Origin of the sequence: Streptomyces sp. NPDC059455 (genome assembly GCF_042750115.1) — a bacterium.
Classification (GTDB): domain Bacteria; phylum Actinomycetota; class Actinomycetes; order Streptomycetales; family Streptomycetaceae; genus Streptomyces; species Streptomyces endocoffeicus.
In genome coordinates this window covers 40,532-50,845 of sequence record NZ_JBHYVB010000028.1, presented here as the reverse complement: position 1 = coordinate 50,845, position 10,314 = coordinate 40,532, and the positions used below count along the sequence as shown (strand labels likewise).

Annotated in this window: 5 protein-coding genes; all 5 read right to left on the bottom strand. The window is 74.6% G+C overall.

Annotated elements, in window-relative coordinates:
- The coding region (gene nudC / locus ACFXB5_RS12920; RefSeq protein ID WP_385206243.1) for an NAD(+) diphosphatase at positions 1-880 on the bottom strand (880 nt) is incomplete at its 3' end.
- Positions 881-931: 51 nt separating this feature from the next.
- Positions 932-2,335, bottom strand: coding sequence for a dipeptidase (locus tag ACFXB5_RS12915; RefSeq protein WP_385206240.1), 1,404 nt, complete (start codon positions 2,333-2,335; stop codon positions 932-934).
- Between the two features lie 54 nt (positions 2,336-2,389).
- Positions 2,390-5,986 carry a UvrD-helicase domain-containing protein gene (locus ACFXB5_RS12910; protein WP_385206238.1) on the bottom strand — a complete coding sequence of 1,199 codons (3,597 nt, stop codon included), beginning with the start codon at positions 5,984-5,986 and terminating at the stop codon, positions 2,390-2,392.
- A 128-nt stretch (positions 5,987-6,114) separates the two neighbouring features.
- Positions 6,115-9,333, bottom strand: a complete 3,219-nt coding sequence (locus tag ACFXB5_RS12905) for an ATP-dependent helicase (RefSeq protein ID WP_385206290.1) — start codon at positions 9,331-9,333, stop codon at positions 6,115-6,117.
- Positions 9,334-9,712: 379 nt separating this feature from the next.
- Positions 9,713-10,093, bottom strand: coding sequence for an MGMT family protein (locus ACFXB5_RS12900; RefSeq protein WP_385206235.1), 381 nt, complete (start codon positions 10,091-10,093; stop codon positions 9,713-9,715).
- Positions 10,094-10,314: the final 221 nt, after the last annotated feature.

Genomic DNA, 10,314 nt, shown 5'->3' with positions numbered 1-10,314 from the left:
AGATCCCGGAGGGAGGCAGGACCTCCCCGGACTCGATCGCGGCCCGCAGGTCTTCCCGGGAGAACCAGCGCGCCTCGTGGATCTCCTCCCCGTCCACCTGGATCCGGGAGGACGTGGCCCGGGCCATGAAGCCGAGCATCAGGCTGGACGGGAACGGCCACGGCTGGCTGGCCACGTAATCGACCTCGCCGACCGTGACGCCCGCCTCCTCCGCCACCTCGCGGACCACGGCCTGCTCGATCGACTCGCCCGGCTCCACGAAGCCCGCCAGCGTCGAGAAGCGCCCCTCCGGCCAGTGCACCTGGCGTCCCAGCAGCGCCCGGTCCTGATCGTCCTTCACCAGCATGATCACGGCGGGGTCGGTGCGCGGGTAGTGCTCGGCCCCGCACGCCGGGCAGCGGCGGATATGGCCCGCCGCCGCGATCACCGTGCGCTGACCGCAGCGTGAGCAGAAGCGGTGCAGCCGCTGCCAGTTCTCCAGCGCGACCGCGTGCACCAGCAGCCCCGCGTCGCGCTGGGACAGCAGCACGCCCGCCTCGCGCAGCCCGGCCGGGCGCGCCGACTGGTCCATCCGCCCCGGCAGGGAGTCCTTCTGGAGCGCGAAGTAGCGCACGCCCTCCTGGTCGGTGCCCAGGAAGTAGCGGTGGTTCTCGGTGGGCGGGGCCTCGAAGGACGGGGTCATGACGAGTTCGGTACGGCCGTCCGGGGTGTCGTCGACCAGTGCCTGGCCGCTGGAGACCACGAAGACGCGCGTCGTCGGGTGGCTCCACGCGGCGGCCAGCCACGCCTCGTCCAAGCGGTGGTGCGCGGAGCGGTCGATGCCGCTCGGGGCGCTGAGCGTGATCGGCCGGTCGGTGGCGTGGTCGGTCGAGGTGGTCACAGCTGCTTCCAACTCCCCCAGTGAAATGGGTGGTTCATGTACATGAGCAAGCTATTCCCGTCCATTCTCGGCGAGATCGGCCCAGAGGTGGGCGGCCGTCTCGGCGCCCTTCATGAGCAGGCCGAGCTCGACCTTCTCGTTGGGCGCGTGCCAGCCGTCGGACGGCACCGAGATGCCCAGGAAGAGCACCGGAGCGCCGAGGATGTCCTGAAGATCGGCGGCGGGGCCCGATCCGCCCTCGCGGGTGAAGCGGACCTTCTGGCCGAAGACGCGCCCCATGGCGCGGACGACCGACTGGAGCGCGGGGTGGTCCAGCGGGGTCAGACAGGGGCGGGTGGCGCCCCAATAGGTGATCTCATGGCGGATCCCGGCCGGGAGCAGGGCGGCGACCCAGTCCCGCACGGCCGACTCGATCTTCTCCACGTCCTGGCCCGCCACCAGCCGGAAGGACAGCTTCAGCTGGGCGGCCGAGGGCACGATGGTCTTTCCGCCAGGCCCCTGGTAGCCCCCGCCGATGCCGTTGACCTCGGCGGTCGGACGGGCCCAGATCCGCTCCAGGGTGGAGTAGCCGGCCTCGCCGAGCGTGGCCCGTGAGTGCGCGGTCCGCAGCCAGCCCGCCTCGTCGAACGGCAGCTCGGCGAAAAGCTCGCGCTCACGGTCGGTCAGCTCCACGACGCCGTCGTAGAAGCCGGGGATCGCGACCTTATGGTCGTCGTCGTGCAGCGCGGCGGCCAGCCGGGCGGCCTCGGTGGCCGGGTTGGGGACCGCGCCGCCGAAGGAGCCGGAGTGGATGTCCTGGCCGGGGCCGTGGAGGTCGATCTGGCACTCGACCAGGCCCCGCATACCGGTGCAGACGGTCGGGGTGTCCTCGGACCACATCCCGGTGTCGGAGACGATCACGGTGTCGCAGGCCAGCCGGTCGGCGTGCGCGCGGACCAGCTCGGAGAAGTGCGGGGAGCCGGACTCCTCCTCGCCCTCGATCAGCAGCTTGAGGTTCACCGCGGGCGCGACACGGCCGGTCACGGCCAGGTGCGCCCGTATCCCCAGGCTGTGGAAGAGAACCTGCCCCTTGTCGTCGGCGGCGCCGCGGGCGTAGAGCCTGCCGTCCTCGATGACGGGCTCGAAGGGGTCGGTGCGCCAGCCGTCCGCGCGGTCGGCGGGCTGAACGTCGTGGTGACCGTAGACGAGCACCGTAAGGGCGTCGGGATCACCGGACGGCCATTCGGCGAACACGGCCGGGGCGCCCGGTGTGTCCCATATCTCAGTCACCGGGAAGCCCGTGGCGGCCAGGTGGTCCCTGAGCCACTGGGCGCCGCGCCGGACGTCGTCGGCGCGGGCGGGGTCGGCGGATACGGACGGGATGCGCAGCCACTCGGAGAGATCGGCGAGGAAGGCGGCGCGATGGCCGTCCACAAAGGCGCGGACGGCGTTGTCCGTGTCCGGGGTGTTGCTCATGCATGTGAGCCTATCCGGCCCGCGGCCGGGCGAGGGCGGGGGCCTCCGGGCCGCTCAGGTGCGCTCGCTCTCGGTGACAGTTCCGGCATCGATACGGTCATTTCCGGTCGCGTCCCCGTACCCGCCCCCGCCGACGTCCGCGTCCCCCGGCTCCCCGAGCAGGACGCGCTCGAGTCCGGCCCGGCCGGGCAGCCCGGCGGGGCGGACCACCTCACCGCTGCGTACGTACACGAAGGCCGCCGTGACCGCCGACAGGGGCAGTCCGTGCTGTTCGGCCCAGGCGACGCGGTAGATGGCCAGCTGGAGCGGGTCGGCGTCCTGGGTGCGGCCGGTCTTCCAGTCGACGATCTCGTAGCGCGGGCCGTCGTCGGGGCCGGTACCGGACTCGCGGTACACCGCGTCGATCCGGCCGCGGACGGTGCGGCCCGCCAGGGTCAGCTGGACCGGCACCTCCACGCGGTAAGGGGTGCGGCGCGCGTACGACGTGCGGGCGAACGCCTCCTTGAGCGCGGTCAGATCCCGCTCGTCGGCGATCTCCGCCTCGTCGTCCTCGCCGCCCGGCAGCTCGTCCGGGCCGAGGAAAGGCAGCGGCAGCGCCTCGAAGCGCGACTCGACCCAGGCGTGGAAGCGGGTGCCGCGCCGCGCGGCGGGGCGCGGCGGCCGGGGCATGGGACGGGCCAGCTCCCGTGCGAAGCCGTCCGGGTCGGCGGCGAGGCGCAGCAGCTGGGACGCGGTGAGCGTGCCCGGCAGGGGCACCTCGTGCACGGTCTCACGGGCCCGGCGCAGCTCTCCGGCGAGCGCGTCCAGATCGCGGTCCCAGGAGCCGACCAGCCGGGCCTCCTCGGGCGCCAGTTCGTCATCGGCCGGTTCTGACGTGATTTCGGGCACATCGGGCTCCGGTGCGCCCGATTCCGGCGCGCCGTAAGGATCGGGGTACTGCCCGTCGCCGTGCGGCGCGTCATCGTAGGGCTCGTCCTCGTACGAACCGTAAGGATCCTCCGGAGGCTCGGGCCACTCCGGGTCCTCCGGGTCCTCCGGGGGTGCAAGCTCCTCCGGGGGCTCCGGGAAGAGGTCCCCGTCCGCCGAGGGGTGCCCCTCGTCCCGCGCGGTCGGTTCCTCCTCCGCCGTCTCGATGCGCGCCAGATGGGCGAGCACCACATCGGCGGCGCGGCGGCGGTGGCGCAGCGCGGCCGGGTCCAGCGGAAGCGGCCAGGCCCGGTCGGCCGCCGACTCCCGCAGGGCAGGGTTCTCCGCGCCCTCCTCCGGGGGTTCGGCCCATGCCTCGATCTCGCCGTACCCGGCCTCGCAGTGCTCGCGCAACGCGTCCAGGAAGCCCGACGGGCCGCGCGGACGCTTCTGGGTGGGGCCCCACCAGTGCCCGGAGCCCAGCAGCAGCGAGCGCGGCCGGGTGAAGGTCACATAGCCCAGCCGGAGCTCCTCGGTCCGCTGGTGCCCCTTCATGGCGTCCTTGAAGGCGGCGATCCCCTTGCTGTCCCAGGCGGTGATGTCCGGGAGGGTCCGCGCGTCCCCGCGCAGTTCGTGCGGCAGCACCTTCGCGTTCGCCGTCCAGGACTCGCGGGACTGTTCGCTCGGGAACTGCTTGGCGACCAGCCCCGGCACCGCCACCACATCCCACTCCAGCCCCTTGGCCTTGTGGGCGGTGAGCACCTTGACCGTGTTCTCGCCACCGGGCAGGGCGTTGTCGAGCCCCTTCTCGTACTGCGCGGCGGTGCGCAGGAAGCCGAGGAAGCCCTGCAGGGTGGCCTCGCCGTCCACGGCCGCCCCGCCCTCCCGGCCCGCGAAGGCGGCCGCGACATCCAGGAAGTTCCCGAGCGTCTCGCGGCGGCGCGCGGCCAGGGCATGCGGTGAGGCGGACAGCTCGACCTCGAGGCCCGTGGTCGCCAGGACCCGGTGGAGGACGTCCATCAGCGGATCGGCCAGCGAGCGGCGCAGCTCGCGGAGTTCGGCGGCGAGCCGGGCGAACCGGACCCGTGCGTCGGCCGAGAAGGGCAGCCCGTCGTCCGGGCCGCCGCCCGCCTCCAGGAAGGTGTCGAGGGCGTCGGCGAGGGAGATCACCTCGGCGGGGTCGGTGCCCTCGACGGCCTCGGCGAGCCGTCGGTCCGGATCGTCCTCCGCCCCGTCCGGCCCACCGTAGGAGACCACCGCGCGGGCGCGGCGGCCGAGCAGCGCGAGGTCGCGGGGGCCGATCCGCCAGCGCGGCCCGGTGAGCAGACGGACCAGCGCGGCGTTGGCCCCCGGGTCCTGGAGGACCTCGCAGACGGCCACCAGATCGGCCACCTCCGGCAGATGCAGCAGCCCCGACAGGCCCACCACCTCCACCGGAATGTCCCGCTCCACCAACGCGCCCTGGATCTGCGCGAAGTCGCCCGCCGTGCGGCACAGCACCGCGATCTCGCCGGGCGGGGTGCCGGTGCGCACCAGGTGGGCGATGGAGTCCGCGAGCCAGGCCAGCTCCTCGGCGTGGGTGGGCAGCAGCGCACAGCGCACCGCACCGTCCCGCTCGGCGCCGGGCGCGGGGCGCAGCGCCTCGACGCCCTCGTGCATCGCGCGCAGCGGGGCGGCCAGCCCGTTGGCGAGGTCCAGGAGGCGGCCGCCGCTGCGCCGGTTCTCGCTGAGCGCGAAGCGCTCCGCCGGGCGGCCGTCGGTGTGCGGGAAGTGCTCGGGGAAGTCGTCCAGGTTGGCCACGGAGGCGCCGCGCCAGCCGTAGATGGCCTGACACGGGTCGCCGACGGCGGTGACGGGGTGTCCGGTGCCGCCGCCGAAGAGACCGGACAGCAGCAGCCGCTGGGCGACGGAGGTGTCCTGGTACTCGTCGAGCAGCACGACCGCGAACTGCTCGCGCAGGATCCGGCCGACCTCCGGGTGGTCCAGGGCCAGGGTGGCCGAATGGGCGATCTGGTCGCCGAAGTCGAGCAGATCGCGGCGGCGCTTCTCCTCGCGGTACGCCTCGACCAGACCCAGGAGCTCCTGGCGGGCGCGGGCGGCCTCGGGCACCTTGCGCAGCGCCTCGTTGGTGAGCCGCGTGCCCTCCAGCGTCCGCAGCAGCTCGGTGTCGTACGCGCGCAGCCGCCCGGTGGGGACCAGGTGCTCGGCGAGCTCGGCGTCGAGCGCGAGCAGATCGGTGACCAGGTCGGCGAAGGGGCGGGTGAGCGCCGGATACGGGCCGGGGGCGGAGCGCAGAACGCGCGCGGCGAGCTGGAAGCGGGTGGCGTCGGCGAGCAGCCGGGCGCTCGGCTCGAGGCCGACGCGCAGCCCGTGGTCCTTGAGCAACTGTCCGGCGAACGCGTGGTAGGTGGAGATGACGGGCTCGCCCGGGGCTTCCTCGGTGGCGCCCGGATCCGGGTCCGGGTCCACGATGCCCGCCGTGACGAGGGCCTTACGGACGCGCTCCGCCAGCTCTCCGGCGGCCTTGTTGGTGAAGGTGAGGCCGAGCACCCGGTCGGGCGCCACCCGTCCGGTGCCGACCAGCCAGACGACGCGGGCGGCCATCACCGTGGTCTTGCCGGAGCCCGCCCCGGCGACGATCACCTGCGGGGCGGGCGGCGCGGTGATGCACTGCACCTGCTCCGGGGTGAACGGGATCCCGAGGAGTTCCTTGAGCTCCTCGGGATCGGTGATGCGGGCTGACACTCCAGTGAGGTTATCGGTGCCCACCGACACGCCCCGCCGCGCCGGTCGACGGCCGCCCCGGGGGCACGGCTTGAGAGGCAACGGCGTCAGCCCGGTGCCGCGCCGCCCCAGCCCCGTACGCGACAGCGTCACTCGACCACATGGCGCCCCTCCGCCCGCGCGCTGCACGCGCCCCGGAAGGCGCAGCGCTCGCAGTGGTCGCCCGTGCTCGGGCTGAACCGCTCGTCCAGGACGCGCCCGGCCGCGGTGGCGAGCAGCTGCCCCACCCACTCCCCGTCCAGCGGCTCCTGGGCCTGGACCTTGGGGACGTCGTCGCCGCCGTCCTTCTTGGCGGCGCCCTGCCGCAGCTGGACGAGCTCCGCACCGCCCGGCTCGGGGCGCCCGCCGTCGAAGACATCGTCCACGGCGCCCTCGCGCACCGCCAGCTGATAGACCGCCAGCTGGGGGTGGTGCTCGACATCGCCACGGGTCACGGCCTGCTTACCGGTCTTGAAGTCGACCACATAGGCGCGCCCCTGGTCGTCCGTCTCGACACGGTCCATGCTGCCGCGGATGCGCACCTTATAGACGTCGGCTTCGAGCGTGACGTCGAAGGAGTGCTCGGTGGCGACCGGGGTGCGGCCGCCGCGCTCCATCACATGCCACTGCAGAAAGCGCTCCAGGGCCGCCCGCGCCTGCTCCTTCTCCTGCCGTGACTTCCAGGGGGCGTCGAAGGCGAGCGCGTCCCATACGGAGTCCAGGCGCTCCATGAGGACCGCGAGATCGGCCGGGGTGCGGCCGGAGGCGACCTCGTCTGCCAGGACGTGCACGACATTGCCGAAGCCCTGGGCGGCCGTCGAGGGCGCGTCCGCCTTCACCTCGCGCCCCAGGAACCACTGGAGCGAGCAGGTGTTGACGAGCTGGTCGAGCGCGCTGCCGGAGAGCGCCACGGGCCGGTCCCGGTCACGCAGCGGGACCTCGCTGTGCGTCGGCTCGTACAGCCCCCACCAGCGGTAGGGGTGGGCGGCCGGGACCAGCGGCCGGCCCTCCTCGTCGCGCAGCGCCGCGAGCCGGGCCAGGCGGCGCGCGGCGGCGTCCCGCAGCGCCTCCGAGGCGTCCGGGTCGACGGTGGTGGCGCGCAGCTCGGCGACGAGCGCGGCGACGGACAGCGGGCGGCGCGGCCGGTGGGTGACGTCGGTGGGCGGGACGCCCAGTTCGGCGAGGAAGCGGGAGGGCTGGTCCCCGTCCTCGGAGGCGGCCTTGACGGCGGTGACCACGAGCCGCTCCTTGGCGCGCGTCGCCGCCACATAGAACAGCCGCCGCTCCTCGGCCAGCAGCGCGCCCGGCGGCAGCGGCTCGGCCAGCCCGTCCCGGCCGATCCGGTCGGCCTCCAGGAGCGAGCCGCGCCGCCGCAGATCGGGCCACAGCCCCTCCTGCACCCCCGCGACGACCACCAGGGCCCATTCCAGCCCCTTGGAACGGTGGGCCGTCATCAGCCGTACGGCGTCGGGGCGGACCATCCGGCGGGAGAGGGTGTCGGCGGCTATGTCCTGGGCGTCGATCTCCTCCAGGAAGTTGAGGGCGCCGCGGCCGCCGGTGCGCTCCTCGGCGCGCGCGGCGGTCTCGAACAGCGCGCACACCGCGTCCAGATCGCGGTCCGCGTTCCGCCCGGCGGTGCCGCCGCGCTGGGCGGCCCGCTCCAGTCGGCCGGGCCAAGGGGTGCCGTCCCACAGCCCCCACAGCGCCTGTTCGGCGGTGCCGCCCCGGGCCAGCGCCTCCTGGGCCGTGCGCAGCAGCCGCCCGAGGTTCTGAGCGCCGCGTGCGTACGCCGGGTCGTGGACGGCGAGGCGCTCCGGCTCGGCGAGCGCTTCGGCGAGCAGGACGTCGGAGGGGCGCGGCACCGCCCGCCCGGCCGACCGCTCCTCCTCGCGCAGCGAGCGGCCCAGGCGGCGCAGATCGGCGGCGTCCATACCGCCGAGGGGCGAGGCGAGCAGGGTCAGGGCGGTCTCGACGCCGAGGACCGCGGACAGCCCGCCGCTGTCCGGCAGCGCGGCCGTGGCGGCCGCCCGCAGAGCCGTCAGCAGGGGGGCCACGGCGGGCTCATGGCGCAGCGGGATGTCATCGCCGTCCACCTCGACGGGGACCCCGGCCGAGGTGAGCGCCCGGCGCACGCCCGGGATCGAGCGCCCCCCGGCGCGCACCAGGACGGCCATTTCACGCCAAGGCACCCCGTCCTCCAGATGGGCGCGGCGCAGGATGTCGGCCACATTGTCGAGCTCGGCGCCCGCGGTCGGGTACGTGTACGCCTCGACGCGGCCGCCATCGCGGGTGGCCGCGAGCTCCCGGTGCGCCCTTACGGCTGGCGCGGGCAGCCGGGAGAGCGGCATCCGGCCGGTGATCTGCCGGGTGGCCGCGAGCAGCGCGGCCCCCGAGCGGCGGGAGACGGTGAGGACCTCCATGTCGGCGGGGTGCCCGTCCGCCCGCGGGAAGTCCTCGCGGAACCGGAGGATGCCGCCGACGTCGGCGCCGCGGAAGGCGTAGATCGACTGATCGGGGTCGCCGAAGGCGAGCAGCGTCCTGCCGCCGCCCGCGAGCGCCCGCAACAGCCGCCCCTGGGCCACGTCGGTGTCCTGGTACTCGTCGACGAACACCGCGTCGTACCGCGCCGCCAGCTCGGCCGCGACCTCCGGCCGCCCGGCGAGCAGCACCGCGCGGTGCACCAGCTCCGCGTAGTCCAGCACCCCCTGGGCGTCCAGGACGTCGAGGTACTCGGCGAGGAAGCCGGCCGCCGCGGACCAGTCGGGGCGCCCGGTGCGCTGGGCGAACTCCCCCAGCGACCGTGGGCCGAGGCCCAGCTCCCGGCTGCGGGCCAGCACCGCGCGCACCTCGTCGGCGAAGCCCCGCGTGGTCAGGCAGGCGCGCAGGTCGTCCGGCCAGCGGACGAAGGCCCGGCCCTCGCTCGCCAGCTCGGCCTGACCGGCGAGCATTTCCCTGACGACGACGTCCTGCTCCGGTCCGGAGAGCAGCCGCAGCGGGTCCATGAAGAGGTCGACGTCCTGGTGGGCGCGGACCAGGGCGTAGCAATAGGAGTGGAAGGTCGTGGCCCGCGGGGCGCTCGCGCCGCCCAGGCGCGCGGACATGCGGTCGCGCAGTTCGACGGCCGCCTTACGGCTGAAGGTGAGCACCAGGAGCCGCTCGGGATCCGCGCCCTCGCGCACCCGGCGCGCCACCGCCTCCACGAGCGTCGTGGTCTTGCCCGTGCCGGGCCCGGCGAGCACCAGCAAAGGACCGCCCCGGTGCTCAACCACAGCGCGCTGCCGTGCGTCCAGGACAGGAAGGGCACCTGGCTCCGGCCGATGACGGAGCAGGCGATAGACGCCCTGGGCCGACTGCCGGGAGGACGGCTGCCGTGCCTGCCGCTGCCGCGGAAGGGACGAGGGGGAGGGGCTCACGTTGGATCGCCGGTCCTGGTGGGTTGGCTGGGTGCGGGACAGCCTCTCATGCGCTGTGGGGCCTCACCCGGATGGCTGTGGATACCGCCGGTACGACCGCGAGCCCGCCCCACGCCGGTACGGCCCCGCGCCCATGGCACACCGGTACGGGCTCACGCTCATCGGACGTCCGTACGGCCGCCGGCCCGCCGCGCACGCGTACGGCCCCGCGCTCACCGCGCCCCGGCACGACCGCGCGTCCGCCGCCCCCGACGACGGCCGCCCCGGTCCCGCCGCGCTTCCGAAAGCCGCCCCGCTAACGGCCGTGGTCCGGCCCGCCCCCGTCCCACCGCGCCCTGGCCATGTCGATCCGCGGCACATGGCCCTCGGCCGAGCGCGCCGCCTCGCGCAGCGGGGTGCCCTCCTCACGGTAGTGGTCAAGGGCGCGCAGCTCGTGGCCGGGCAGCAGCACACCGTCCGCGCGCACCACCCGCCACCACGGCACGGCGCCCCCGTAGAGCGCCATCACCCGCCCCACCTGGCGCGGGCCGCCCTCCTCCAGCCATTCGGCGACGTCCCCGTAGGTCATCACGCGGCCGGAGGGGATCAGCTCGGCCACCTCCAGCACCCGCTCGGCGTACTCGGGCAGCTCCTCGGCGCTGTCCCCGTCCTCCGGCTCCCTGCTCTCCCGGCTCATCCGCCCCATCCTGCCGCACCCCTCCGACAGCCCGGACGACAGCCGCGCCAAACGCTTCGCCGCACGCCCCTCCGCACGCCCCGTGGAGCGCACCACCGCGCCCCGCGCAGGGTGGCGGCGGGCGCGCTTCGAGCCGGGTCGCGGTTCGATCACGCATTGTGCGGGAATCCTCAGCAGGGCGTACCATTCGGGGTCCACGTCCCCGAAATGCACCCTGATGC